Origin of the sequence: Streptomyces coeruleoprunus (assembly GCF_039542925.1) — a bacterium.
In the GTDB taxonomy this organism is placed as follows: Bacteria; Actinomycetota; Actinomycetes; order Streptomycetales; family Streptomycetaceae; genus Streptomyces; species Streptomyces coeruleoprunus.
On sequence record NZ_BAABIT010000001.1, the window covers coordinates 7,429,151 to 7,454,514 of the forward strand.

Sequence of the window (25,364 nt, forward strand, 5' to 3'; positions counted from 1 at the left end):
GAGCCATGCGCACTCCCCGCACACCCCATGGAGACGCCGAAGCGTCCCCCTCGCCCCCGGCCCCTGCGGGCGCCGCCCGGGGCCGGCGCGCCCACGCCGCGCCGACGGCCTCCGGTACCCCCGGTGCCCCCGGTGCCCCGGGTGAAGGACGCGAGCGCCCCGCGAGACCCCCGGCACACATATCCGCGGTCGCCCCGCGCGGGCGACTGCGCCCCCGGACCGTACGGGCCAGGATCATCTCCCTGCTCATGGTCCCCGTCGTCTCGCTGCTGGGCCTGTGGGGGTTCGCCACCGTGACGACGGCCCAGGACGTGGCCCACCTGAGAGAAGTCCAGCAGACCGACGCCCGCATCCGTGAGCCCGTCGCCGCCGCCGTCACCGCGCTCCAGGACGAACGCCGCGCCGCCCTCCGGCAGGTCTCCGCACCCGCGGCCGCCCGCGCCGCCGACCTCGACGAGCGGGCCCGGTCCACGGACGCGGCCGTCTCCCGCCTGCGGCTCGGCGACCGGCACACCCTCGCCGACGCGGGCGACACCCCGCCCCAGGTGGCCGAACGGGTACGGGCGTTCGTCGAACGGGCCCAGCGCCTGAAGCACCTGCGGGCACAGGCCCGCAACCACACCCCCACCACGTCCGACGGCACGTGGGACGCTGTCTACGAGGGCTACACCGCCGCCATCACCGCTGCGTTCGCCGTCGACGGCGCCCTCGCCGGCATCCAGGACGCCACGACGGGCGCCCACGCGCGCGTGCTCCTCGAATTCGCGCACGCGTGGGAGATGCTGGCCCGCGAGGACGCCCTGCTCACCTCCGCCCACCTCACCGGCCGGCTCACCGCGCCCCACCAGCGGCTCTTCACCGGCACCGCAGAGGCCCGCCGTACTCTCGCCGCGTCCGCCGCCGCCGACCTCCCCGAGGCCTCCCGCACGGCTTGGCGCCGCCTCACGGCGCAGAGCGCCTACCGGGAGATCACCGACGCGGAGAAGCGGATCGCCGCCGCCCCCGCCGGCCGCGCGGCCGCGACCGCAGTGCCCGCAGCCCGTTGGGACCCCGCCCACACCGCCGTACGCACGGCCTCGGCCTCCCTGGAGGCCGAGGCCCGGCACGCCGCCGCCGCGACCGCCGCCGACCCGCTCGCCGACGGCGTTCTCACCCCGGCCGGCGCCGCCGTGCTCCTCGGCCTGGCAGCCGTCGCCGCCTCCCTCGTCATCTCCGTACGCATCGGCCGGGCCCTCGTCGTCGAACTCGTCAGCCTCCGCAACACCGCCCTGGACATCGCCCGCCGCAAACTCCCGCACGCCATGAGCCGGCTGCGCGCCGGGGAAGAACTCGACATCCACGCCGAGGCGCCGCCCGGACCGCCCGCCCAGGACGAGATCGGCCAGGTCGGCGAGGCCCTCGGCACCGTGCACCGCGCCGCACTCGGAGCGGCCGTCGAACGCGCCGAACTCGCCAGCGGCATCTCCGGCGTCTTCGTCAACCTCGCCCGCCGCAGCCAGGTCCTCGTCCACCGGCAGCTCAATCTGCTCGACAGCATGGAACGCCGCGCCGAGGACCCCAACGAGCTCGGCGACCTGTTCCGCCTGGACCACCTCACCACCCGCATGCGCCGGCACGCCGAGAGCCTGATCATCCTCTCCGGTGCGGCACCCGGCCGCGCCTGGCGCACCCCCGTACCGCTCACCAACGTCGTACGCGCCGCCGTCTCCGAAATCGAGGACTACGCGCGCGTGGAGGTCCGCCGGCTGCCCGAGACCGCCGTCACCGGCGGAGCGGTCGCCGACCTCACGCACCTGCTCGCCGAGCTCATCGAGAACGCCACGCAGTTCTCCCCGCCCCACACCAAGGTCCGCGTGACCGGCGAACCCGTCGGCAACGGCTACGCCCTGGAGATCGAGGACCGGGGCCTCGGCATGGGCAAGGAGGCACTGGCCGACGCCAACCGGCGCATCGCCCAGTCCGAGACGCTGGACCTGTTCGACAGCGACCGTCTCGGCCTCTTCGTGGTCAGCCGGCTCTCCGCGCGCCACGACATCAAGGTGCACCTGCGCCCGTCGCCGTACGGCGGCACCACGGCCGTCGTCCTCCTGCCGATCGACGTGCTGCAAAGCGCACTTCCGGCCGGATCCGGCACACGCCACGCCACGCCGCACCCCCCGGAACCCGCAGGCGCCCCCCACTCCGGCTTCCCGGACCATGGAGCGGCTGCGCCGGCCGTCGCGTCTCTGTCCGCCGATACGCCCTGGACGCCCACCCCTCACCCGGGCCCGCCCGTCTCGGAGGCCACGCATGCCTCGCCCAGGCCCGAGGGCGCCTCCGAGTCCTCGCCCGCCCCGACCACCGTCACGGCCCTGCGTCCCCACCACCAGCGCGCCACACAGCACACCTCCGTACGGGACCCCGCCCCCGCAGGTGACGGAGCCGACAGCGGCCTCCCGCGCCGTACACGACAGGCCAGCCTGGCACCTCAACTGCGCGGAGCAGCCCCCGCCCAGCCGGACGACGCGGACGACGGCCCGGCCGCCGACGAGCGTGCCGAGCGCCGTACACCCGAACAGGTCAGGGCCCGGATGACCGCCTACCGCGACGGCTGGGTCCGAGGTGGCGGCACCGCCCCCGGAACCCGCACTTCCACTCACGGCAGCGAAGGAGACCAAGGATGATCGAGCACGAGAGAGCCGGCGCCCGGCCGCACGGCACCGGCGACCTCGACTGGCTGCTGGACGACCTCGCCGCCCGCGTCCGCGAGGTGCACCACGCCGTCGTGCTCTCCAATGACGGCCTCGCCGTGGGCGCGTCGAGCGCGCTGACCCGTGAGGACGCCGAACACCTCGCCGCGGTCGCCTCCGGGTTCCACAGCCTCGCCAAGGGCGCCGGGCGCCATTTCCACGCCGGGGGAGTGCGCCAGACCATGGTCGAGATGGACGAGGCGTTCCTCTTCGTCGTCGCCGCCGGGGACGGCTCCTGCCTGGCCGTCCTCAGCTCCGCCGGCGCCGACATCGGGCTCATCGCCTACGAGATGGCCCGCCTCGTCAAACGGGTCGGTGAACACCTGCGCACCCCGCCGAGGGTCACCGCCGCCGCGGCGACCACGTGGGCGGGCAGCGGCTCCACCGTGCCACCGCCCGGCGTGGGCTGACGGGAGCCCGCCCATGACTCGCGAAGCGACCGGCGGCCTCGTCGGGGGCCGCTGGTACGACGCCGAGGCCGGACCGCTCGTCCGCCCGTACGCCATGACGGGCGGACGCACCAGGCCAGGGACGGAGCACGTGCGGTTCGACCTCATCGCGCTCGTCACGGCCCACAGGGACCCGTCCGGCGAGGCCGAGGAGTCCCTCCTCGGCCCCGAACACCGCACCCTGCTCACCCTCTGCCGCACCGAGACCCAGTCCGTGGCGGAACTCGCCGCGGACGCCGACCTGCCCGTCGGTGTCGTACGGGTCCTCCTCGGCGACCTCCTCGAAGCCGGACACATCCACGTCACCCGTCCCGTCCCCCTCGCGCAGCTGCCCGACGAACAGATCCTGAGAGAAGTGATCAATGGCCTCCGAGCGCTCTGACCCGTCCAACGTGCCCGGCACATCTGACACCTCTGACGCCTCTGACACACCTGGCACCTTTGACGCATCCGGTATGTCCGGGAGCACCCCCGCCCTGGCCTTGAAGATTCTCGTCGCCGGCGGCTTCGGGGTCGGCAAGACGACCCTGGTCGGTGCCGTCAGCGAAATCCGGCCACTGCGGACGGAGGAACAGCTCAGCGAGGCGGGCCGGACCGTCGACGACACCGGGGGAGTCGACCGGAAGACCACCACGACCGTGGCCATGGACTTCGGCCGCATCACCATCCGTTCGGGGCTCACGCTCTACCTGTTCGGCACGCCCGGACAGGACCGGTTCTGGTTCCTGTGGGACGAGCTGGCCCAAGGGGCGCTCGGCGCCGTCGTCCTGGCCGACACCCGCCGCCTGGAGGACTGCTTTCCGGCCGTCGACTACTTCGAGCACCGGCACGTCCCGTTCCTCGTCGCCGTCAACTGCTTCCCCGGAGCACGCGCGTACGGGGCGCACGACGTGGCCCGCGCGCTCGACCTCGACCACGGCACACCGGTCGTGCTGTGCGACGCCCGCGACCGCGACTCGGGCAAGGAGGTCCTGATACGGCTCGTCGAGCACGCCGGCCGCGTGCACACCGCCCGCATGCTGGACTCCGTGTCCTAGGGAGTGCTTGCCCTGTCCACCTCCGTGGGTAAGGCTTACGCGGACACGGGGAAACGGGGACAAACGAAAACGGGGAGGACCGGGCATGGCGCTCGACAAAGAACTCGACTGGCTCCTGGACGACTTGACCAAGCGCGTCGCCCACATACGGCACGCGCTGGTGCTGTCGAACGACGGTCTGGTGACCGGCACGAGTTCCGGCCTGCCGCGCGAGGACGCGGAGCACCTGGCCGCCGTCTCATCGGGGCTGCACAGTCTCGCCCGGGGGTCGGGACGCCACTTCCGGGTAGGGCGGGCCCGCCAGACGATGATCGAGTTCGACGACGCGCTGCTCTTCGTCACCGCGGCGGGCGAAGGCAGTTGCCTGTGCGTCCTGACGGAGGCCGAGGCCGACGTCGGCCAGGTCGCGTACGAGATGACGCTGCTGGTCAACCGGGTCGGCGAGCACCTCGCCGTCGCCGCCCGCCGGCCCACGGCCCGCCCCGACGCACCCTAGGCCGCCGATCCGTTCCTGGGAAACGGCGTGTGCCGCGAGGCCTTGGCGGAGACCGGAAACGACCGATCGCAGGTTATCCACAGGCCGAGCGCGGAGGAGCCATCACCGCTAACTTCGTCACTGAGAGTAAGCGTGAACGAGTTGGACGGGGGTGGCCGACATGTCGGTCGAGTACGCCACGCGCACCGTGGCCCGCGGGCGCGCCGCACAGGAACTGGAACTGAGGCGGGGAGAGTTCGAACTGGCGGTACACCTGGGGCATGTCCGCACCGTTCCGGCGGGACCCGGCGGTCGTCCCAGGGTGGCGCAGGAGGAGATCGACCGGCTGCGCGCCGAGGAGGACTTCCCGGACGGCCTGCGCGACCGGATCCGTACGGTCGGCACGGCGGAGGCCGCCCGGCTCGCCACCATCTCCGCCGACCGGTTCACCCGGCTGGCCAGGGCGGGCTACTTCAGACCGGTCGCGTTCTACCTCAACCGCTACCGCGCGGTCGTATGGCTCTATCTCGCCTGTGAGGTACGGGACGTGGCCTCCCGCTACCCCGAACTCCTCACCGGCCGGGTACCCGCTGGGCTCCGCGCCCTGCTGGAGGCCGGCGCGGACGCCCGGCCGCGCACCTGGCGCGCCCGCCGCACCGGACTGCTCCTGCGGCAGACGGACGACCTGTGGGAGAAGGCCGCCGTCCTCGCCTCCTGCCTGGGCCCGGCCCAACTGGCGGAACTGGTCACCGACCCCTATGAACGGGCCCACATCGAACGTCTCCGCCCGCCGGCCCCGCAGGGCCGCTCCGAGTCGGCGACCGCACGCGAAATCGTGGAGCGCCTGCTGCTCGCCGACGAGCCGAACGAGATCCGTGAGCTGCGGACGCGGCTCATCACCGCCCTGGCCGAGGCCCGAGCGGACCGGCCCGCGCCACGCCCGGACGGCCCACCCGCGACACCGGCCGCCCCTGACCCGCCGCCGAGGCCCGACGCGGCCCGCCGCCGCCGTACGGGACTGCTCGCCCGCTTCCGGCTACGGCGGGCCCGGGTCGGCTGACCGGCCGCCCGGACCGCTCGCTGCACGGCGCAGCGCGCGACTGCTCGGCTGTACGGCGCCACGCGGGGCCGATCGGCTGCACGCCGCCACGTGCGACGGCTGGGTACCGCCGCCGCGCGCGGGACCGCTTGGCTGCAGGCCGCCGCGCGGGGCCGCTCCGCTACACGCCGCCGCGCGCGACCACCATCGAGAGAACGCCCGGCAGCGGGTACCAGTCGGCGGACACCACGCTGGCGTGGCGCCCGGCCAGCAGGCCGACGCGGTCGCGTGCCTGCTGCTCGGTCGGGTTCGTGCCGTCGATGGCGGGCGCCACCTTGTGCGCGTCCGTCATGAGGACCAGGTAGTTGTGGCGCGCGTACCAGGAGGTGTCGATCGAGCCGCCCGTGTACGCGGAGGCGTCGCCGTCGAACAGGACGAACCAGGGTCGCAGACCGGCGTCCGTGTACCGTGCGCGCGGATCACCGGCCTGGGCTCCGTGGACCGCGGGGAAGGCGCCCGCCTCCCGCAGCCGCCCGGCCGACGCCAGGTTCCGCAGATGAATCGCGTACTCGCGGTCGGTCCACAGGGAGTCCGCCGGGTTGTCCTCCTCGAGCGTGCCCGGGATGAGCTGGACGACGAACTTCCCCGCCATCGCGGAGCGTGCCGGCCAACCGTCCGTGCGCACGGCGGTGTCCAGGTCGGCGTGTCCGCGCACCAGATCGGCCGGGCGGAACAGCGCGTCGCCGAGGCGGGCCGTCAGCAGGGCGTCCAGTGCGGCGGGGCCCCGGCCGTAGTTGGCCTGGAAGCCGTCCTTGAGCTCCAGCTTCAGCAGGATGGGGCGGTGGCCGGGATGGGCGTCGTGCCACGCCCGGATGTCGGCGAGGCACCCGCCGAGGTCCTGGTTCCTGGACTTGGTGCGCAGCTCACCCGCGTGCGCCGCGTTCTCGCAATTGTTGTCGTTACCGAGGGGGTTGCTGTGCGACACGCGCCAGGACCGGCCGAACGCGTTGGTCCACACATCGATTTCGAGCATCCCGGCACCGGAGTCCAAGGCGTCCGCGAAGTACCGGTACTTCGTCTTCTCGTAGGCGTTGTGGACCCCGACCCCCGTCGAGCCCGCATACGAAAGCTGCCCCGGATCCACCGCCCCGGCGGGCGTGGGAGCGGCCCCCAGGACGAGTGCTCCGGCTGCCCCGGCGGTGACCACAGCGCGCGCGGTCCGCGACAACGTCCTCATGAATTCCCCCTGCTTTCCGGTCGGTTGGTCTCAACCCGACCGAAGAGTAGGGGAGTTGAGTGAATGAAGGGAGACCTGATGCTTGATGTTCCGCCAACACGGAGGCGTCGCGCCTCGGGCGACGGTGGGAGGATGTCGGCACGTGACTCAGGGAAGGGAAGCCATGACGGTCGGCCGGAAGGGGGCACGCCGCATCACGGTCGACGGCGTCCCGTATCGCTGGCGCCTGCGCCGAAGGCCCACATACGGACAGGCACTCTGCTGGTCGCCCTGCACGTACGCTGTCGAACACGCCGAACAGAGTGGTGCCCCGCTCGTGGTGGTCACCGACCGCCCCCACCTGAGCAACTGGCTCGGTCACCGGGCCAGGCCCGTACTCCCGGCCGAGGTGGCCGACACCATCAGAACCGCACTCGACCAGGGGTGGACCCCGACGAAGCCGGGCTCACCGTTCCTCCTGGACCTGTCCTACGGATTCACCGCCATGCCGTGAGGCCACTCGGGGAGCGACCCGCCCGGTCCAGATCCCGGCTTCTTGGGCGGGTCCCACGTCACGTCGACGCCGACACCGTGGAAGCCGCGTGCGAGTCCCACCAGCATCGCGGCCGCCGCTGCCCGCGCCTCTTCGGGACCGGCGTCGGGCGGGACGTCGGAGAGACCTCCGCAGACCATTCCACCCTCCACGGTGAGGACGCTGTGCCGCCAGCCGCGCGGCGTCGCGCACAGGACGATCGCCTTGGGCATGCCGAATGGAGGCTGCTTCTCCCTTTGTCTCCTGGCCATGCGGCCATCCAACACGGCTGGGCCGACGGCCACGGGGCTGGGGGTGCCTCTCCTGAGCCTTTTCTGCGGAGCTGGGTGCGGGCACGTGTTCTTCATGCTGGTTGGCACGTCCAGAGCGGAACAGGAGTGGTTTGGCTGCGGCAGCCGGGCGTTCATCGCCGACGGCAAGGAGTACTGGAACGAGGAGTCCTGGGGACGAGCCGGGCGCGGGCGGCAGCCCCCCACCGTGCCCTCGGCCCGGGTGCGGGGGGAGCAGGGGGCGGGCACCATGGCGGCATGTTGTTGGCTCGGGTCGCGGATGTGTCGGAGCAGGTCGCTGCCACCTCGGCGCGGTCGCGGAAGATCGCGGTGCTGGCCGATCTGTTCGCCTCGACGCCGCCCGAGGAGGCCCCGCTGGTCATCGCCTACTTGGCGGGCCGCCTCCCGCAGGGCCGTATCGGGGTGGGGTGGAGCACCCTGAGGCACGCGGTGCCGGCTGCCGGGCATGCCGCGCTCACCGTGGCCGGCACCGACGCCGCCCTGACGGAACTGGCTCAGGTTTCCGGGCCCGGCTCCCAGTCCGACCGGCAGCGCCGGGTACGGGACCTGATGGCCGCCGCGACCGCGCCAGAGCAGCGGTTCCTGCTGCGGCTCCTGACCGGCGAGGTCCGCCAGGGCGCCCTCGACGCCATCGCCCTGGAAGGCGTCGCCAAGGCGACCGGCGCCCCGGCCGCCGAGGTGCGGCGGGCCGTGATGCTGGACGGGTCCCTGCCCCGGGTCGCCCGGGCGCTGCTCGCCGAGGGCCCGGCCGCTCTGGAACGGTTCCGGCTGCGCGTCGGCACCCCCGTCCAGCCGATGCTCGCCCACACCGCGAAGAGCGTCCCCGAGGCCATCGCCGCGCTCGGACCCTGCGCGGTGGAGGAGAAGCTCGACGGCATCCGCGTCCAGGTCCACCGCTCCGGCGACGACATCCGCATCTACACGCGCTCGCTCGACGACATCACCGACCGGCTGCCCGAGGTGCGGGAGACCGCGCTGCGGCTCGCGGGAGACGCGTTCATCCTGGACGGCGAGGTGATCGCGCTGGACGACACGGGCCGGCCGCTGGCCTTCCAGGACATCGCCTCCCGCGTCGGTTCCCGCGTGGACGTGACGGCCGCGGCCGCCGCGCTGCCCGTGTCGCCGGTCTTCTTCGACGTGCTCGCCGCCGACGGGGCCGTACTCCTCGACCTGCCGGGCCGCGAGCGGCACGCGGCTCTCGCGCGCCTCGTCCCCGAGCCGCTGCGGGTGCGCCGTACGGTCGTCGCCGATCCGGCGGAGCCGGACCAGTGCGCGGCCGCCGAGGCGTTCTTCGCCGACACCCTCCGCCGCGGCCACGAGGGTGTCATGGTGAAGGCGCTGGACTCCGCCTACAGTGCCGGCCGCCGCGGCCGTTCCTGGCTGAAGGTCAAGCCGGTCCACACCCTCGACCTGGTGGTCCTCGCGGCCGAATGGGGCCACGGCCGGCGCGTCGGCCTGCTCTCCAACCTCCACCTCGGGGCGCGCGCGGCGGACGGCTCGTTCGTGATGCTCGGCAAGACGTTCAAGGGCCTCACCGACGCCATGCTCCGGTGGCAGACCGACCGGCTGCGTGAGCTGGCGGTCTCCGACGACGGCTTCACCGTCCACGTCCGACCCGAACTCGTCGTCGAGATCGCCTTCGACGGTCTCCAGCGCTCCCCGCGCTACCCCGCCGGCGTCACTCTGCGCTTCGCCCGCGTCGTACGCCACCGCCCCGACAAGCCGGCCCACGAGGCCGACACGGTCGAGCAGGTCCTGGCGGGCGGCACCCCTCAGTCACGCGTCGTGTAGCGGTGCCTGGCCCACATGGGCAGGACGAACCAGCAGATCAGGTACCAGGCGGCCACACCCGAAACGAGCCAGGGGACGAACGGGTCGTGCGTGGCGACCCGCAACACCAGGGCCAGTGCCGCGATCATCGTCGCCAGCAGCAACAGCAGCCCCGTGAACGTCAGCCGCGACGCCCACTCCACCGTCTGCGGTTTGATGCGCCGCCCCGAGACGATCCGGTGGAACGACACCGGCCCGATCAGCGCCCCCGTCGCCGCCGCGCCCAGCACCACCGTGAGGATGTAGAGCTGCCGTTCCGCGCTGCCGAGGTCCACGAAGCGCGGCGTGAACACCACCGTCAGCAGAAAACCGAACAGGATCTGTACGCCCGTCTGGGCGACGCGGATCTCCTGGATCAGCTCGCCCCAGCGGCGGTCCGCCCGCTCCTCCGGAGTCTCGTGGCGCCCTCGCGACAGGCCGGGTTCGCCTGATCCGTCACCCCGCCCGCCCGACGCCGCTCCCGCCCCGTGCCCTCCGTTCGGGCCCGAGGTGCCGTGCTCGTGATCCGGCATGCCCGCCTCCCGCAGTCCTTCCGCCCTGTCCGTGTACCCCGGAAGCGCTCCGACCACCTTCCGCCCCGCCTCGGCGTGCCGGCTCACGCCTCCAGCTTTCCCGGCCCCAGGCCTCCCGGCCTCCCGGCCCCAGGCCTCCCGGCCTCCCGGCCCCGGGCTTCCCGGCCTCCCGGCCCCGGGCTTCCCGGCCTTCCGGCCCCGTGGCCTCCTGGCCTCCTGGCCCCCGGCTTCCCGGCCCCCGGCTTCCCGGCCCCGGCTTCCCGGCGCCGCGGCCCTCCTGCTCTTCGAAGCCCGGGCCTTCGGTTCCCCGGCACCGGCCTTCCACGCTTCCCGGCCTCCCGGTTGCCCGGTCTGTCCGGCGTCCCGGCCCACCAGCTCGCCTCGTCTCCCGGGCCTTTCCGCTCCAGGGGCCGCCCCCGGCCTTCCCCGCTTCCCTACCTCCCCGCCTCCCCCGCTCCTCCGAACCGCCCGTGCCGGGCGGCCGCCCCGCCCGGATTCACCCGGTCCGATACGTCACCCGGAGGACACCGCCCGGGTGTCGCGCGCCCGGAGCGTGACGCGTCCGCCGCGCGCCCCCATGCTCGTACGGACACCGCCGGGAAGCCCCCGACGTCCCGGGTAGCCCCCACCAGGTGCCGAAAGGAGCGGTGCTCCGTGCGTGCCATCCCCGTCGTCGCGCTGCTCGCCCTGGCCCCGGCGGTGCTCGTGGCCGGCTGCTCCGTACCCGACAGCGAGAGCGGGGCCGTCTCCGCGGCCGCCGCCCGCTTCGCCGCCCGCACAGGGGCCGCCGACTTCCGCGGAGCCTGCCGGATGCTCAGCCCGGTGACGCGTGAGGAGCTCGCCGCCAACACCGGCCCGACCTGCGAGAAGGCCCTGGAGGACGCCGGACTCGCCGACCCCGGCGGCGTCCGCACCACTGAGGTCTACGGCCACCACGCACGCGTCGCGTTCGACCAGGACACCTATTTCCTCGCCGTGTACCCGGACGGCTGGAAGGTCAGGGCGGCGGGCTGCGTCCCGCGCCCCCAACGCCCCTACCGCTGCCGTGTGAAGGGAGACTGACCCCGCCCGTGCGCACCATGTTCACCCTCTACCTCACCGTCGTGATCGGCGGTCTCGTCTACTTCACCGCCGTCGGAGCGATGCACCGGTGACGGGCCCCTCCCGCCTGCTCCGTTTCCTCAGGGACAACGGACTCTCGGTCGCCTTCGGACTGGGCTTCCTCGCGTGCCTCTTCGGCCAGGCCGTCGCGGGACGCGCCGTCTACAACGACGAGCTGCGGGCCCTCGGCGCCGACCCCGTCAGCTTCGCCCGCTACCTGTCCAGCGCCCACTTCGCGGTCGACGTCACCGAGAACTGGCAGTCCGAGTACCTCCAGTTCTTCCTCTTCCTCTTCGCCACCGTGTGGCTCGTCCAGCGCGGCTCGCCCGAGTCGAAGGAGATGCACAAGGTGGGCCTGGAGTCGGACGAGGAACAGCAGGTCGGGCGGCACGCCCGGCACGACTCGCCCCGCTGGGCGGCTGCCGGGGGGATCCGCGAGACGCTGTACTCCCGCTCCCTGGGCATCGTCATGGCCAGCCTCTTCCTCGGCTCCTGGTACGCCCAGTCCGTCGCGGGAGCGGCCAGGTACGGCGAGCAGCGGCTGCTCGACTTCGAGGAGCCCGTTCCGTGGACCGAGTACGTCTTCACGTCCGACTTCTGGAGCCGCACGTTCCAGAACTGGCAGTCGGAACTGCTCGCCGTCGGCTCCATGGCCATCCTGTCGGTGTACCTGCGCCAGCGCGGCTCACCCGAGTCGAAGCCGGTCGGCGCCGCCCACAAGTCGACGGGCGTCGAGGGCTAGCCCCGGAAGGGAACGGGCGCCCGGCCGGCAGGAGAGAACGGCAGAGGGCGTAGGGGAGAACGCCGGGGGGCGAACGCAGGAGCGAACGGAGGAGACCGGGATGACCGACACCCGCGCGGCGGTGTTCGACGTGGACGGCACCCTCGCCGACACCAACCACCTCCACGTCACGACGTGGTGGGAGGCCTTCCGGCAGGCCGGTCACGACGTGCCCATGCACGCGGTCCACCGGGCCATCGGCCTGGGCGCCGAGGACCTGATCGAGCACCTCCTCGACCCCGGCCGGGACCGTGGCGCGGACGGGGCGATCAGCGCCGCGCACAAGACGCTCTACGGCACGTTCTCGGACCGCCTCCCGGCCTTCCGGGAGGCGGGACGGCTCCTCAGGACCCTCGCCGCGGACGGCTGGACCGTCGTGCTCGCCACGTCCGCCGGGGGAGCGGAGCTGGCGGCGCTGCGCCGCGCCATCGACGCGGACGACGCGATCGCCGCGACCGCGAGCGCCGACGACGTGGAGGAGGGCAAACCCGCCCCGGATCCCATCCGGCAGGCCCTGGAACTGGCCGGCGGACGGGCCGCCCACTCGGTGTTCGTCGGCGACACGGTCTGGGACATGAAGGCGGGTACGCGCGCGGGCGTCACCTGTGTGGGCCTCCTCTGCGGCGGCATCCCGCGCGGGGACCTCACCGCCGCGGGTGCGGCCGCGATCTACGACGACCCCGCCGACCTGCTGGCCCACCTGGCGGACAGCCCCTTCGCCACCCGGCCGGAGCCGCGGCGGTGACGGCCGCCGTACCGGTGACGGCTGCCGCGGCGGTCGCGCCGCCCGCTGTCACTTGCCCAGTTCTCGCTGCAGCTCCGCCTTGTTCATGTTCGAGCGGCCGTGCACGTTGCGCCGCTTGGCCTCCGCGTACAGCTGGTCGTACGTCGGTCCCTCGGAGCCGCCCTGCGAGCGCTGTCCGCCCCGCTTGGACGAGGACGTGTCCCGCGTCGACGTCTTGCTCGCGGTCTTGGACTCGCCGCTCCGGGCCCGTTCCTTGTTCACCGTCCGCGCGGCGATCTCCTTGGCGCGCTTGTCGCTCTCGCCGCGCTTCTTCGAGCTTTCCTTGATGTGCTCGTACTGCCGCTCACGCTTCGAGCTGGATCCTGCGGGCATCGTCGTTCCTCCTGCCGGTCCCCCCTGGTTCCCCTCACCCCGTACCAGGCCCGGGACAACGCAAACGCCCCCGCGGACGATCTCACTGAAGTGGCCGGTACGCGTTATTCGTGGCGGTATGGGAACAGGGCACGGAGGACTCAGGGAGAGGGAGAGAACGTGGAGAGGAAACGGACCGAGAACCACCCCGCGGACTGCGACGTCACCGTGCAGCTCAGCGAGTGCGGTCGGGAGGACGCCCTGGCGGTCTTCGACGCGCTCGACCACGTCTTCGTGGGGTGCGAGGACGTCGCACCGGCACCGCAGCCGGCCGCCGGACCGGAGCCGACCGTGTGGATGGCGACCTTCGACAGCTCCGCCCATTCGGGCGAGCCGGCCGGTCCGCCCCGCATCAGCGCGCCGATCGAAGCGCTGCTCACGGGCGACCACCACGCCGTGGACGAGGTCGAGAAGGCCCTCGCCCGGCTCTTCGAGGTGCGCTCCACGCAATCGGTGTCCGGCGAGCACGAGCGGGAGGCCCGGCTGCTGCTCGCCCCACGGTGAGCGGCCCGCGAGGCGTCCGGCGGTCACCTGGCCACCACCCGGTGACCGCCGACCGCCGTCCAGCCGTCATCCGAGCGCGGAACGCAACGCCGGCAGCAGGGTCTTCTCCGACCAGTCCAGGAACGCCTCCTGCGAGTCGCCGCCGATCTGGACGAGGGCGATCTCGGTGAACCCCGCGTCGGCGTACGGCTTGACGGCGGCCACGAAGTCGTCGGGGTCGTCCCCGCAGGCGATCGACCCGGCCACGTCCTCCGGCCGGACGAACCGGGTCGCCGCCTCGAACGAGTCGGGGTGGGGCAGCTCCGCGTTGACCTTCCAGCCCAGGCCGAACCACCGGAACTGCTCGTGGGCCCGCCGGACCGCCGCCTCCTTGTCGGTGTCGTAGCAGACGGGCAGCTGCCCCACGCGTGGCTTGCCCCGCCCGCCGTGCCGGTCGAACGAGGCGAGCAGTTCCGCGTCCGGCTCGGTCGCGATGACCAGGTCGGCGAAGCGCCCCGCCAGCGCGCAGGACTGCTCGCCGGACACGGCGACTCCGATCTGCGGCGGCTCGTCCGGCAGGTCCCACAGCCGGGCCGACTCCACGTCGTAGTGCTCGCCCCGGTGGTCGACGTGCCCGCCCTCGAACAGCGCGCGGATGATCTCCAGGGCTTCCTCCAGCATCTCGTGCCGCACGCCGGCCGAGGGCCATCCGCCGCCCACGACATGCTCGTTGAGGTTCTCGCCCGAGCCGAGGCCCAGCCGGAAGCGGCCTTCCGAGAGCAGCTGGAGGGTGGCCGCCTTCTGGGCCACGACCGCCGGGTGGTAGCGGAAGGTCGGACAGGTCACGTAGGTCATCAGCGGAATCCGTGACGTCGCCTGGGCCGCCGCGCCCAGCACGGCCCACGCGTACGGGGAGTGGCCCTGCGCGCGCAGCCACGGGAAGGCGTGGTCGGACGTCACGGAGAAGTCGAAGCCAGCGGCCTCCGCGCGCACGACGTGCTCGACGAGGGCCCGCGGGCCCGCCTGTTCCGTCATCATCGTGTATCCGAATTGCACCATGACCAGGCGGGTTTCCTGATGGGGCCACGGGAAACGCCCTCGCGGACGCTCGGTGGCCGGGCTTCGGACCCCGGTATGCATGGTGTGTATACACCCTGTGTAGAGTGCGCGGCGTGCCCTTACGGGCCGTACCCCCCAACACGAAAGTGAGCGCGCCGTGCCGCTGACCCCGCCGTACCGCAGGTGCCCCGAAGAGCCCTCCCCGACGCCGAGTGCGATGCCCGGAGCGACGCCCGACACGACCTGGAGCGCCCGTCGCCGCGGCCGTACGCTGCGCGTCGCGCTCGTCGCCTCGCTCGTCCTCGCCCTGGGCGGCTGCTCCGTCGACACCGTCGCCCCCGCCGGAGCCCGGGACGACGCGAAGGGCGAGGCCGGCGCGGTCGACTGCCGCAAGGTCAAGTGCATCGCCCTGACCTTCGACGCCGGTCCCGGCAAGGACACCCCGAAGCTGCTCGACATCCTGAAGAAGGAACAGGTGCCGGCGACCTTCTTCCTGCTCGGCAGCAAGCACGTCGACCGCTATCCCGACGTGGTACGGAGGATCGCCGCCGAAGGCCACGAGGTCGCCAACCACACCTGGACCCACCGCATCCTCACCGACCTCGAACCGGACCAGATACGCGACGAACTCGGCCGGACGCAGGACGCCGTCGAGCGGCTCACCGGCAAGCGCCCCACCCTGATGCGCCCGCCGCAGGGCCGCACCGACGGGACGGTCTCCGAGATCAGCCGGGAACTCGGCCTCGCCCAGGTGCTGTGGAGTGTGACCGCCAAGGACTACTCCACCACCGACTCGGCGCTGATACGGCAGCGGACGCTCGACGGCGCCGACAAGGACGGCATCATCCTGCTGCACGACATCTACGACGGCACGGTCCCGGCGGTCCCCGGCATCATCGAGGAGCTGAAGAAGCGCGGCTTCACCTTCGTCACCGTCCCCCAGCTCCTCGCCCCCGCCAAGGCGGAGCCCGGCACGGTCTATCGGCCGTGAGGATGGTCCGCCGGCCCTGAGAATCGCGTTGACCAGAAGGAAAAGGGCTTCCTAGATTGTCCGACGGCCCTGGCCACCCCCGACAGCGGCCACCCCCGACAGAGGAGAGATCCCTTTGAAGCCCGGCCCCTACCTCGCCGCCGACGACCGTTACGCGGACATGCAGTACCAGCGGTGCGGCCGTAGCGGTGTGCTCCTCCCCAAGGTCTCCCTCGGCCTCTGGCACAACTTCGGCGACACCAGCCCGCTGGAGACCCAGCGGGCCGTGCTGCGGCGGGCCTTCGACCGCGGCATCACGCACTTCGACCTGGCCAACAACTACGGCCCGCCCTACGGCAGCGCCGAGGCGAACTTCGGCACGCTCTTCGCGCAGGACTTCCGCCCCTACCGCGACGAGCTGTTCATCGCCACCAAGGCCGGTTACGACATGTGGCCGGGCCCCTACGGCGAGTACGGCTCCCGCAAGTACCTGCTCGCCAGCCTCGACCAGTCGCTGTCCCGCATGGGCCTCGACTACGTCGACGTGTTCTACTCGCACCGCCCCGACCCCGAGACGCCCGTCGAGGAGACGATGGGCGCCCTCGACAGCGCGGTGCGCCAGGGCAAGGCGCTGTACGTGGGGCTCTCCAACTACAGCCCGGAGCAGATGGTGCGCGCGGCCGAGGTGCTGAAGGAGCTGGGCACCCCGCTGCTGATCAACCAGCACGCCTACAACATGCTGGACCGGACCATCGAGGACAACGGGCTGATCGCCGCCTCCGACGGTGCCGGCGCCGGCGTCATCGCCTTCTCGCCGCTCGCGCAGGGTCAGCTGACGGACCGTTACCTCGATGGCGTGCCCGCCGACTCGCGGATGGCCGTCGGGCACTTCCTCAAGCGCGACGCGCTCACGGAGGACAAGCTGACCCTCCTGCGGTCGCTGAACAAGTTCGCCGGTGACCGCGGACAGACGCTCGCCCAGCTGGCGCTGGCCTGGGTGCTGCGCGACCGGCGGGTGACGTCCGTCCTCGTCGGCGCGAGCAGCGTCGCCCAGCTCGACCAGAACCTCGGCGTCCTCGACGTACCGCCGTTCGACGAGCAGGAGCTGGCCGAGCTGGACCGCCTCCTGGCCTGAGCGCCGATGCCGCCGCCCCTCCGGGTTTCCCGGCTGCGCGGAGGGGCGGCGCCGGGCGGATCCGGAGGGGCGTGCCGTCCTGCAAGGGCGCCTGTCCGGCCACGTAGCGCGTCGCGGACCTGCCGCGACGGCCTCGGCGAGGGCATCCTGGGTACGTGGGGCCGGCACCGGGCGCCGGGCCCGCGGAGCGGAGGTGACGCGCCATGTCCGCCGGGGAGAAGGTCCTGCTGGTCGACGACCACGAGGACAACCTGTTCGCACTGCAGAGCGCCCTCTCGCCGCTGGGCTACCCCCTGGAGGCGGCCACCAGCGGGGACGCCGCGCTGAAAGCCGTACTGCGCGGGGGGATCGCCGTGACCGTCCTGGACGTCGTGATGCCCGGCGTCAGCGGCCTGGACGTGCTGCGCTACATGCAACGCCTGGAGCAGACCCGGCGGATTCCGGTCATCCTGGTCACCGGCATGGGCGTCGACGCCCAGCTGTCCCGGACGGCGATGCGCCTCGGCGCCGCCGATCTGCTCGTCAAGCCGATCGACCCCTGGTCGCTGTGCATCAAGGTCCGCTACCTGCACCGGTTCGCCGGCCGTCAGGAGCCCTCCGCCCCGGCGGCCCCGGCCGGTCTCGCGTGATGTCGGTCCAGCCCTGACCGCGGCGCGGCCGCTCCCGCGCACGACACGGCCCGCCCCGCCCCGGGCGGGGGGAGGCTTCCACCCGGGAGCGGCGCGGGCCGCGGAACGACGAGCCGGGCCGGAGGGCTCAGAACGCGAAGACGCTCGTGCCCTCGGCACCCATCACGCAGGAGTTGCCGAAGGTGCGCTCGAAGCTCACGCGCTGCCCTTCCCACACACCCTGCGCGGTGACGACGACAGGGTCGTAGATCTTGATGCAGGCGCGCTGGCTGTCGCTGCGCAGTGCGCCGAACTCACCGTTCACCTCCCGCAGGGCGTCGCACGCCGCCTGGGGCGACGGGTGCGTTCCTCCCGGAGACGGCATGCACGTGAGGGTCACCGCCCGGAGGGGAGTCGAGTACGCCGCGCTCTCGCCCTGGGCCACCGTGAGGACGAGCGCACTCGGTGCGTAGAGCCGGGCCTCGGCCCGGGTGTCGGTCCTCGCCTCCGCGGCGGCCGGCGCCGCGGACGCGGCCGGAGCCAGCGTGGTCAGAGCCATGGCGGCGACGGCGCCGCACACGGCGGCGCGCCTCAGCGGTGTACGCATGTACGTCATCCCTTTCATTCGAATCCCGTTCGGTCGGGGTGCGGTGACAGCCTGCCGCGCCGGGGTGGTTGACGCACATTCAGCGACGCTTTTCGGTTTTGTCCGTTATTCAAGCAGTGACGTGAAACCGACACTCGTGGAGCATGGCCCGGCGTGTGACATCCTGTCACCGCTGGCTGACAGCGCGTCGTCAGTGCGGTTGAAATGTCGACGATGCGTAGATCGTGCGGGTACGTGACCCGCAACACGGCCGAAACGTGGCGGCAACAAGCGCCGCTCACTCCTCGTCGGAACCGAGGACGAAATCCACGACGGTCCAGGGAGTGAGGGCGTTGTTCTTCACGAGTGCGACACCGTCGCCCGTCTTGGAGGCGGGAGTGGTGTCGGTCCCCGGGTCGACGGTGACGGCGGCGGCCGTGGTGGCGGCGCCCGCGGTCAGCAGGGCACCGGTGGCCGCGGCCAGGGCGACGGTGCGAAGACGACGCATGGCGGTCTCCCTCTCGGTTCGGTCGTGCGCGCTCGCGATCGTGACGGCGGCCGCGCTGGGCTTCGTGGGGCTGGTCGCGAGATCAACGACGGCGTACGGGTGGAGGTGTCGCCTCCGCGTGCATACCGGTGAACCCGGGGCCGTACGGGGTCGTGCGTGGAGCTCCTGTGCCAGTTGACCCAAATGGGTGATAGGTGGACTATGTGGATAAAGGGCAGATAAAGGCTTCTACAGGAGGCGGGCCCGCAATGACCACCCACCCGACCATCGAGCAACACCCCGACCTCGCCGAGATGCGCTCCCGGTTCGAGGCGGCGACCAGTAGTCCACGCGGCCAGGCCATCGAGGCGCTGGCGTTCCTGACGGGTGTCTACCTGGCGGCCTCGCCGTGGATCGCGGGATTCAGCGGCCTCACCGCACTCGCGGTGTGCAACCTGGTCACCGGTATCGCCTACGCCCTGTGCATGGGCGGCTTCGGCACCGCGTACGAGCGGACGCACGCCATGGCGTGGTGCGCCGTCGTCATCGGCGCCTTCACGATCGTCTCGCCGTGGCTGATCGCCGGTGACGTCTCCACGACGCGCACCGTGGTCAACAACGTCATCGTCGGCGCCGTCGCCCTGCTGCTCGGTGCCGCCATGGCAGCGACGGGTGACCGCCGTGCCGGCGCGGTCCGGGGCCGCAGGGGCCGGATGTCCACCCCGTGACGCCCGCACCGGGAACCGAGAGGTCACCACAGGTCATACGACGGAAGTGAACGGTCGCACGACCGGAAAGGACGGTCACATGACCTGACAGGTTCGATGAGTCGGCCCCGGCCGCCCCGACGGCGGCCGGGGCCTCATGCCGCCGCCGGGCTCGTCACACAGCCTTGACACAGGAAACGTGTGGGACGCCGTGCCCGCGGGGATGGCCGTGATCATGACACGGACATCCACGCCGGACCCGACCCCGGACCCGACCCCGAACCGGACTCCGGACCCCGCCCCCGAGCCCGCTCCGGACCCGGCCCCGACCCCCGATCCCGCACCCCTCGCCCCGACCCGCAGGCCCACCCGGCAGCTGCTCGCCGCCTCCGTGGGCAACGCCGTCGAGTGGTACGACTGGTACGCGTACACGTTCCTCGCCACCTACATCGCCGCGCAGGTCTTCCCCGCGGGCAGCGGGAACTCCCTCGTCCCCCTCCTGTCCACCTTCGCCGTCTTCGCGGTCGGCTTCTTCATGCGCCCCGTCGGCGGCCTCGTCATGGGTGCCGTCGCCGACCGCCACGGACGGCGCGCCGCGCTCACCGTCACGATCCTGCTCATGGGCGCGAGCAGCCTCCTCGTCGGCCTCACCCCGACGTACGCCTCCGCCGGGCTGCTCGCTCCCGTCGTCCTCGTCACCGCCCGGCTGCTCCAAGGGCTCTCCGTGGGCGGCGAGTTCGCCGCGTCCACCACCTTCCTCGTCGAGTCCGCCGGGCCCCGCCGCCGAGGCCTGTTCTCCAGCTTCCAGTACGTCTCCACCACCCTCGGCCAGCTCGCCGCGTCCGGACTCGCCGCCGCCCTCGTCGCCGGTCTCGCCCCCGACCGGATGGAGAGCTGGGGCTGGCGCGTCCCCTTCGTCGTGGGCGCGGCGCTCAGCCTCGTCGGATTCTGGATCCGGCGCGGCGCGCACGAGACCCTGACCGCCGGCGCGGCGTCCGCCGCACGACGCCCGCGGCTCCTCGACGCGCTCCGCCACCACCCCCGGCAGTCGCTGCTGATCTGCGGCATCACCGCGGGCGGCACCCTCGCCTACTACACCTGGACGTCCTACCTGCCCACGTACGCCGAGCTGAACGCCGGGATCGCCAAGGCGGACGCCCTCCTCGCCGGCACCCTGTCGCTCGCGTTCTTCGCGCTGCTCCAGCCCCTGGGCGGACTGCTCTCCGACCGCTACGGCCGCAAGCCGCTCCTTCTCTTCTTCGGTCTCGGCTTCGCCGTGCTGAGCGTGCCGCTCCTGCGCTCCGTCGGCGGTCCCGGCGGCGGAACCTTCGCCTCGCTGCTCCTCGCGCAGTGCGCGGGCATGGTCCTGCTCACCGGGTTCACGTCCGTCTCGGCGGCCGTCAACGCGGAGATCTTCCCCGCCCGCGTCCGCGCGGCCGGCATCGGCTTCCCGTATTCGCTGACCGTGGCGCTCTTCGGCGGCACGGCACCCTACGTGGGGACCCTCTTGAAGGACCTCGGCCGGCCGGGGCTGTTCCCCTGGTACGTGGCCGTGGTCTGCCTGGCCTCCGCGGCCGTGTACCTGCGGCTCCCGGAGACGGCGCACAAGGAGCTGCCCCGCTGAGCCGCCCGGCTCCCCGGCCACTGGCGCGACTCCCTTTCGTACGGGGCACCCCCGACCCGCACGGGCCCGGGGCGCCCCGTACGACCGTGCGGCGGGGCGTTGCCGCAGGGGCGTCAGCGACGCGCGGTCACCATGTCACCGGCAGGGATTCGGGGCCGCGGATCAGCGCGCCGCGCCGGAACCGGACCTCCTCCGCCGGGACGGCGAGCCGCAGCCTCGGGAACCGGTCCGCCAGCGCGTCCACCAGCAGCTCCGCCTCCAGCCGGGCGAGCAACGCACCCACGCAGGCGTGCGGCCCGTGGCCGAACGCCAGGTGAGGGTTCGGGCTCCGGTCGAAGTCCACGCGCTCCGGTTCGGGGAACACGTCCGGGTCCCGGTTGGCCGCCAGGTACGACACGTACACCGCCTCACCGGCCCTGATCTGCACCCCGCCGAACGTCAGGTCCTCCAGGGCGATCCGGGACAGCCCGACGGCGTTGCGGTGCGGGATGAAACGCAGCAGCTCCTCGACGGCCCGCGGGCGCACATGCGGCTCGCGCCTGAGCCGGTCCATCAGGTCCGGCCGCGTCAGGAGGACGAACAGCATGTTGCCCGTGTTGTGGGTGACCGCCTCGCCGCCGACCTGGACCAGCCGCGCGAGCCCCACGGCCTCCGACACGGTGATCCCGCCGGCCGCAACGGCCGACGCCAGCAACCCGATGACGTCCTCGCCGCCGGTGCCGCGCCGCTCCCGTACGGCGTCGGCGAAGTAGGCGCTCATCTCCTCCTCGGCGCGCCGGCCGCGCTCCGCGCGCTGCGGCGAGGACAGGACGAGCCGGGTCCACTCGTGCATCCGCGGCCGGTCCCGGGCGGGCACGCCCACCAGCTCGCAGGCCACGGCCGGCGGGAACGGGCCGAGCAGCCGCGCGGTGAAGTCCGCCGGCGGCCCGTCCCGCAGCAGGCCCTCCACCAGCTCGTCCAGCACCTCGCGGGCGCGTTCCCGCAGCCGCTCCACGCCCCCTGGGGTGAAGGCGGGCGCCACCGCCCGGCGCAGCCCGGTGTGGTGCGGCGGGTCCTCGAACACCACCGCCCCGTCGACCGGCGTGCAGTGCGGCGCGAGCCGCGTCACGTCGTGCCCGGCGAGCGGCCTGCGGCCGAAGCGCGGGTCCTCGGCGACCCTCCGCACGTCGTCGTAGCGGGTCACCAGCCAGGCCCAGCCCGTCCCGTTCGGCAGCTGGATCCTGGTGAGGGGCCCCTCCCGCATCAGCCCGGCCAGGACCGGGTCGAAGTCCACCCCGAACAGGTTCAGCGCCGGCCAGTGCCGGATCGGGGGCAGCGTCGGCGACCCTGCCGCGTCCCCGCCGTCGGCCCCGTTCGCGCCCGTGTCCGTCGCGGTCGTGTCATCCAGCACGTAGGACTCCTTGACGTAGGGCAGTGATCACATGCTCAAAGGATGGGCGTCCCTCCGCCGCCGCGCCCGTCGAGGAGACGCCGCGCCGTCACCGCGCAGCGGCGGACGACCGCCCCACGGCGCTGTCCCGGCGGGCCCGGTCCGGGACGGCGGGGCCGGGGGCCCGGCCGCCGCGCCTCACCCGTCCGGCCCCACGACCGTCGCCGGCGGTGGCCCGGCCGAGGCCCGGCCGGGGCCCGCCGGTGGCCCGGCGTCACCGGATGCGCACCCCGGGGTGTCGTCGCACGATGGACCAATGCACCACCATCTACGGATAGTTCACGGTTCACCCACTCATGTGGAGGTCGCCGCCGTCACCGCCGTGCTCGGCGCGGTCATCTGCTGCATGGCCGAGCACGCCGGCGCCTCCCACCGCCGCGTGCGCAGGGCGGAGTGGGACCGCACCTGGCGGCCGCACCCGGCGCCCGGCTCCTGGTGCACGGGGCTCGGCCGGCACGCGTTCCCCCACCACTGACCGGGCCGACGCCCGCCCGGGCGCGCCGTGCCTCAGACACCGTGCAGCCCGTGCTCCGCGAGCCGCCCCACCACCAGGCCGCGCGCCCGGCAGTCCGCCACCAGCTCCGGCAGGGCGCCCAGCGCGGCCCGCCACGACCCCGGCACGCTCATCGTGTCCGAGTCGTGCAACAGCACGGTCGCCCCGCCCGCCAGGGACCGCGTCACCTCCGCGTACACGCTCCCGGGCGACGCCCCGGCGGCCCAGTCGTGCCCCCACGCCGACCACAGCACGGGCCGCAGCCCCGCCGCCCGCGCGGCCGTCCAGCGCCCGCCGGTGAGCACCCCGTACGGCGGCCGGTACCAGCGCGGCCACTCCCCGGCCGTCTCCGCCACCAGCCCGGCCGCCCGCCCCACCTCCCGTACGTCCCGTACGGGGCGGGGCCACCACGGGGGATCGTGCCGCCAGCCGTGCACCGCCAGCTCGTGGCCCTCCGCCACCATCAGGCGGCCCAGCCCCGGCCACCGCTCCAGCCGCTCACCGAGCACGAAGAACGTCGCCCGCACCGACAGCCGGTCCAGCGCGCGCAGGAACCGCGGCGTCGTCGCCGGGTCCGGCCCGTCGTCGAACGTCAGCGCCACGCGCCCCGGATCACCCCGCCCGTCCAGCACGGGGAACAGCGCCCGCCGTACGCCCGGCAGCCAGGTGGCGGCGGGCCCGACGTGCCAGCCGGCCACCCCCAGAACCACCGCCGCGGCGGCGGCGCCGCCCCTCCCGCTCACGCCGCGCCGCCCCTCGGCCCCGGCCCGGCACCCGACACGCCGCCGGCCGGACAGACCGTCACGCCCCGATCGCGTACGCCCCTCACCATGCGGACTCCCCGTCGTCCCCGGCCGTCACCAGCGGCGACCGCGCCAACTGCGCGCACGCCACCACCAGAACACCCACCGCCATCCCCGCCAGCACCGCACGCGGCCCCTGCGCCACCCGCTCCTCGAACAGCGCCACGCCCAGCACCACACTCAACAGCGCGTCGCCCAGCGTCAGCGCCGGCTGCGACGCCACCAGCGTCCCCGCACGGAACGTCACTTGAAGCAGCACGAAACTCGCCAGCCCCACCGCCACCGCCGCGTACAGCTGCCACGCCCCGAACACCGCCCCGACGCCGGCCTCCACCCGCCCCAGGGCGTCCTTCAACAGCGCGGCCGTGCACGAGAAGCCCATCGCCGTCGCCGTCCCCAGCACCGCCGCCTTCGGCGCCGCCGTCAACCGCGTCGCGACCCCGATCAGCACCAGCACGGCCGCCCCGATCACCCCGCCCGCCCACAGCCAGTCCGCCGCCGGAACCGTCGCCCGCCCGCCCTTCGGCTCCGCCAGCGCCAGGAACGCCGCCAGCCCGCCCGCCATCGCCGCGAACGCCCACCACGTCCGCGTGTCCGGGCGGCGCCGGAACACGACACCGCCCAGCACCAGCGTGAACAGCAACTCCGTGCTCATCACGGGCTGGACCACCGCCAGCGGCCCCGTCGCCAGCGCGAGCGCCTGGAAGATCCCGGAGACGGCCAGCATCACCGCCCCCCACACCCACACCCGCCGCCGCACCAGCCGCGGCCACCAGCCCGCACCCGGGCCGCGCCGCGCCGGACGGTGCACCCGGCGGCCCGTTCGCGGGCCCCCACCCTGAGGCCCACCCGCCGGACGTTCCGGTCCCGCATCCGCCGCGGCCCGCCGCTGCAGCACCGAGGCCGCCGCGTTGCCCAGCGCCGCCATCAGTGCCAGACAGATCGACAACGCCAGCATCCGCCCGCCGCCCGCTCAGCCGAACCGCTTGGCCATGGCCCGGAAGAACCCCGGCACCGCCCCGTGGATACGCGCCGGCAGGCCCAGCCACGCCGGCACGAACAGGTCCTCCCGCCCCCGCACCACCGCGCGCCACACCGCGTCCGCCGCCCTCCCCGCCGGCACCGGACGCGGATGCTCCCGGTGGTACGGCACCCCCCGGTGCGCGAAGAACGGCGTGGCGACCGCCCCCGGCTGCACCACCGCCACCCGTACGCGCGTCGCGGCCAACTCGTAGCGCAGGCTCTCCGCGAACGCCAGCAGCCCGCCCTTCGTCGCCGCGTACACCGCCTCGTTGGCCACGCCCACGCTCCCCGCCATGGAACCGATCATCACCACACGCCCCACGTCCCGGGCCACCATCCCCGGCAGCAGCAGCCGCGCCAGCCGCATCACCGCCGTCAGGTTCACCGCCACCAGCTCCTCGACCGCGTCCGCCGGCATCCGCGCGAACGGCCCCGCCCACCCCACACCGGCCGCCGCGACCAGCACGTCCACCCGGCCCTCCCGCTCCAGGGCCGTCGCCGCCAGCCGCTCCGCACCCGTCGTGTCCCGCAGGTCCGCCACGAGCGGTACGCCATGGGTGCGCCCCGCGACCGCGGCGAGCCGACCCTCGTCCCGCCCGGCCAGCAGCAGCCGCCACCGGCCCCCGGCGTCCGCGGCGAACCGCTCCGCCACGGCCTCGCCGATGCCGGAGGACGCCCCCGTGATGAGTACGACCGGCCGTGCCGTTCCCGCCATGCCCTGACCTCCGCCACTCGCCCGCAGGCGCCGATCCGCCGACAGCGGTTCTTCCCAGCCTCCCGATTTCTGAC

At 73.4% G+C, this 25,364-nt stretch carries 29 protein-coding genes; 18 read left to right on the forward strand and 11 right to left on the reverse strand.

Annotated elements, in window-relative coordinates:
* Positions 1-5: 5 nt before the first annotated feature.
* From ABEB09_RS33165 to ABEB09_RS33190, 6 genes are all read left to right on the forward strand, one after another.
* Positions 6-2,663, forward strand: coding sequence for a sensor histidine kinase (locus tag ABEB09_RS33165; RefSeq protein ID WP_345693616.1), 2,658 nt, complete (start codon positions 6-8; stop codon positions 2,661-2,663).
* On the forward strand, positions 2,660-3,139 hold the full coding sequence (locus ABEB09_RS33170) for a roadblock/LC7 domain-containing protein (protein ID WP_345693617.1): 480 nt from the start codon (positions 2,660-2,662) through the stop codon (positions 3,137-3,139). Before ABEB09_RS33165 ends, ABEB09_RS33170 begins: the two co-directional genes overlap by 4 nt.
* A 13-nt stretch (positions 3,140-3,152) precedes the next feature.
* Positions 3,153-3,560: a DUF742 domain-containing protein gene (locus tag ABEB09_RS33175; RefSeq protein ID WP_345693618.1), complete on the forward strand. Its 408-nt coding sequence runs from the start codon at positions 3,153-3,155 to the stop codon at positions 3,558-3,560.
* Between the two features lie 73 nt (positions 3,561-3,633).
* Positions 3,634-4,215 (forward strand): GTP-binding protein, encoded by a 582-nt coding sequence (locus tag ABEB09_RS33180; RefSeq protein WP_345693619.1) that lies wholly within the window; start codon positions 3,634-3,636, stop codon positions 4,213-4,215.
* Positions 4,216-4,300: 85 nt separating this feature from the next.
* Positions 4,301-4,711, forward strand: coding sequence for a roadblock/LC7 domain-containing protein (locus ABEB09_RS33185; RefSeq protein WP_345693620.1), 411 nt, complete (start codon positions 4,301-4,303; stop codon positions 4,709-4,711).
* A 160-nt stretch (positions 4,712-4,871) separates the two neighbouring features.
* On the forward strand, positions 4,872-5,750 hold the full coding sequence (locus ABEB09_RS33190) for a DUF6397 family protein (protein ID WP_345693621.1): 879 nt from the start codon (positions 4,872-4,874) through the stop codon (positions 5,748-5,750).
* A gap of 160 nt (positions 5,751-5,910) precedes the next feature.
* Here ABEB09_RS33190 and ABEB09_RS33195 read toward each other — a convergent pair whose 3' ends face one another.
* Positions 5,911-6,966, reverse strand: coding sequence for a phosphatidylinositol-specific phospholipase C domain-containing protein (locus ABEB09_RS33195; protein ID WP_345693622.1), 1,056 nt, complete (start codon positions 6,964-6,966; stop codon positions 5,911-5,913).
* A 163-nt stretch (positions 6,967-7,129) separates the two neighbouring features.
* On the opposite strand from ABEB09_RS33195, the gene ABEB09_RS33200 reads away from it, so the two are divergent.
* Positions 7,130-7,459, forward strand: a complete 330-nt coding sequence (locus ABEB09_RS33200; protein ID WP_345693623.1) for a hypothetical protein — start codon at positions 7,130-7,132, stop codon at positions 7,457-7,459.
* Here the strand turns inward: ABEB09_RS33200 and ABEB09_RS33205 are convergent.
* Positions 7,435-7,710, reverse strand: coding sequence for a hypothetical protein (locus ABEB09_RS33205; RefSeq protein WP_345693624.1), 276 nt, complete (start codon positions 7,708-7,710; stop codon positions 7,435-7,437). The genes ABEB09_RS33200 and ABEB09_RS33205 overlap by 25 nt on opposite strands.
* A 315-nt stretch (positions 7,711-8,025) precedes the next feature.
* Between ABEB09_RS33205 and ABEB09_RS33210 the strand changes: the two genes are divergently transcribed.
* Entirely contained in the window at positions 8,026-9,579 is a 1,554-nt protein-coding gene (locus tag ABEB09_RS33210; protein ID WP_345693625.1) for an ATP-dependent DNA ligase, read from the forward strand.
* Here ABEB09_RS33210 and ABEB09_RS33215 read toward each other — a convergent pair.
* Positions 9,561-10,130, reverse strand: a complete 570-nt coding sequence (locus ABEB09_RS33215; RefSeq protein ID WP_345693626.1) for a DUF6328 family protein — start codon at positions 10,128-10,130, stop codon at positions 9,561-9,563. The two genes, ABEB09_RS33210 and ABEB09_RS33215, sit on opposite strands and share 19 nt — an antisense overlap.
* 654 nt (positions 10,131-10,784) lie before the next feature.
* Here ABEB09_RS33215 and ABEB09_RS33220 point away from each other — a divergent pair.
* From ABEB09_RS33220 to ABEB09_RS33230, 3 genes are all read left to right on the forward strand, one after another.
* Positions 10,785-11,192 (forward strand): hypothetical protein, encoded by a 408-nt coding sequence (locus ABEB09_RS33220; protein ID WP_345693627.1) that lies wholly within the window; start codon positions 10,785-10,787, stop codon positions 11,190-11,192.
* An 88-nt stretch (positions 11,193-11,280) separates the two neighbouring features.
* Positions 11,281-11,973: a DUF6766 family protein gene (locus ABEB09_RS33225; RefSeq protein ID WP_345693628.1), complete on the forward strand. Its 693-nt coding sequence runs from the start codon at positions 11,281-11,283 to the stop codon at positions 11,971-11,973.
* A 100-nt stretch (positions 11,974-12,073) separates the two neighbouring features.
* Complete coding sequence (locus ABEB09_RS33230; protein WP_345693629.1) at positions 12,074-12,757, forward strand: HAD family hydrolase; 684 nt, start codon at positions 12,074-12,076, stop codon at positions 12,755-12,757.
* 48 nt (positions 12,758-12,805) lie between these two features.
* Here ABEB09_RS33230 and ABEB09_RS33235 read toward each other — a convergent pair whose 3' ends face one another.
* Positions 12,806-13,129 (reverse strand): plasmid stabilization protein, encoded by a 324-nt coding sequence (locus tag ABEB09_RS33235; protein ID WP_345693630.1) that lies wholly within the window; start codon positions 13,127-13,129, stop codon positions 12,806-12,808.
* Between the two features lie 159 nt (positions 13,130-13,288).
* Here ABEB09_RS33235 and ABEB09_RS33240 point away from each other — a divergent pair, with 159 nt between their 5' ends.
* Positions 13,289-13,672, forward strand: a complete 384-nt coding sequence (locus ABEB09_RS33240) for a hypothetical protein (protein WP_345693631.1) — start codon at positions 13,289-13,291, stop codon at positions 13,670-13,672.
* 66 nt (positions 13,673-13,738) lie between these two features.
* Here the strand turns inward: ABEB09_RS33240 and ABEB09_RS33245 are convergent, their stop codons facing one another.
* On the reverse strand, positions 13,739-14,710 hold the full coding sequence (locus ABEB09_RS33245; protein WP_345693632.1) for an LLM class F420-dependent oxidoreductase: 972 nt from the start codon (positions 14,708-14,710) through the stop codon (positions 13,739-13,741).
* Between the two features lie 217 nt (positions 14,711-14,927).
* Between ABEB09_RS33245 and ABEB09_RS33250 the strand changes: the two genes are divergently transcribed.
* The 3 genes from ABEB09_RS33250 (at position 14,928) to ABEB09_RS33260 (ending at position 17,444) form a co-directional block, all read left to right on the forward strand.
* Positions 14,928-15,701 carry a polysaccharide deacetylase family protein gene (locus ABEB09_RS33250; RefSeq protein ID WP_345693633.1) on the forward strand — a complete coding sequence of 258 codons (774 nt, stop codon included), beginning with the start codon at positions 14,928-14,930 and terminating at the stop codon, positions 15,699-15,701.
* Positions 15,702-15,816: 115 nt separating this feature from the next.
* Positions 15,817-16,815: an L-glyceraldehyde 3-phosphate reductase gene (gene mgrA / locus ABEB09_RS33255; RefSeq protein WP_345693634.1), complete on the forward strand. Its 999-nt coding sequence runs from the start codon at positions 15,817-15,819 to the stop codon at positions 16,813-16,815.
* Positions 16,816-17,018: 203 nt separating this feature from the next.
* A complete protein-coding gene (locus ABEB09_RS33260) occupies positions 17,019-17,444 on the forward strand; it encodes a response regulator (RefSeq protein WP_380839645.1) in 426 nt (141 codons plus the stop codon).
* A gap of 127 nt (positions 17,445-17,571) precedes the next feature.
* Here the strand turns inward: ABEB09_RS33260 and ABEB09_RS33265 are convergent, their stop codons facing one another.
* Together ABEB09_RS33265 and ABEB09_RS33270 are read right to left on the reverse strand one after the other, a co-directional pair.
* A complete protein-coding gene (locus tag ABEB09_RS33265) occupies positions 17,572-18,030 on the reverse strand; it encodes a subtilase-type protease inhibitor (protein ID WP_380839642.1) in 459 nt (152 codons plus the stop codon).
* Between the two features lie 277 nt (positions 18,031-18,307).
* Positions 18,308-18,517, reverse strand: a complete 210-nt coding sequence (locus tag ABEB09_RS33270) for a hypothetical protein (protein ID WP_345693636.1) — start codon at positions 18,515-18,517, stop codon at positions 18,308-18,310.
* Positions 18,518-18,765: 248 nt separating this feature from the next.
* On the opposite strand from ABEB09_RS33270, the gene ABEB09_RS33275 reads away from it, so the two are divergent.
* Together ABEB09_RS33275 and ABEB09_RS33280 are read left to right on the forward strand one after the other, a co-directional pair.
* On the forward strand, positions 18,766-19,224 hold the full coding sequence (locus ABEB09_RS33275) for an SPW repeat protein (RefSeq protein WP_345693637.1): 459 nt from the start codon (positions 18,766-18,768) through the stop codon (positions 19,222-19,224).
* Positions 19,225-19,438: 214 nt separating this feature from the next.
* Positions 19,439-20,827 (forward strand): MFS transporter, encoded by a 1,389-nt coding sequence (locus ABEB09_RS33280; RefSeq protein ID WP_345693638.1) that lies wholly within the window; start codon positions 19,439-19,441, stop codon positions 20,825-20,827.
* 127 nt (positions 20,828-20,954) lie between these two features.
* Here the strand turns inward: ABEB09_RS33280 and ABEB09_RS33285 are convergent, their stop codons facing one another.
* A complete protein-coding gene (locus ABEB09_RS33285) occupies positions 20,955-22,142 on the reverse strand; it encodes a cytochrome P450 (protein WP_345694168.1) in 1,188 nt (395 codons plus the stop codon).
* Between the two features lie 370 nt (positions 22,143-22,512).
* Between ABEB09_RS33285 and ABEB09_RS33290 the strand changes: the two genes are divergently transcribed.
* A complete protein-coding gene (locus ABEB09_RS33290) occupies positions 22,513-22,731 on the forward strand; it encodes an acyl-CoA carboxylase subunit epsilon (RefSeq protein WP_345693639.1) in 219 nt (72 codons plus the stop codon).
* Between the two features lie 32 nt (positions 22,732-22,763).
* Here ABEB09_RS33290 and ABEB09_RS33295 read toward each other — a convergent pair whose 3' ends face one another.
* The 3 genes from ABEB09_RS33295 to ABEB09_RS33305 all read right to left on the reverse strand — a co-directional run bounded on the left by ABEB09_RS33295 (position 22,764) and on the right by ABEB09_RS33305 (position 25,290).
* Positions 22,764-23,492 carry a polysaccharide deacetylase family protein gene (locus tag ABEB09_RS33295; RefSeq protein ID WP_345693640.1) on the reverse strand — a complete coding sequence of 243 codons (729 nt, stop codon included), beginning with the start codon at positions 23,490-23,492 and terminating at the stop codon, positions 22,764-22,766.
* An 82-nt stretch (positions 23,493-23,574) separates the two neighbouring features.
* Positions 23,575-24,510 (reverse strand): DMT family transporter, encoded by a 936-nt coding sequence (locus ABEB09_RS33300; protein WP_345693641.1) that lies wholly within the window; start codon positions 24,508-24,510, stop codon positions 23,575-23,577.
* Positions 24,511-24,525: 15 nt separating this feature from the next.
* Entirely contained in the window at positions 24,526-25,290 is a 765-nt protein-coding gene (locus tag ABEB09_RS33305; protein ID WP_345693642.1) for an SDR family NAD(P)-dependent oxidoreductase, read from the reverse strand.
* Between the last annotated feature and the right edge of the window lie 74 nt (positions 25,291-25,364).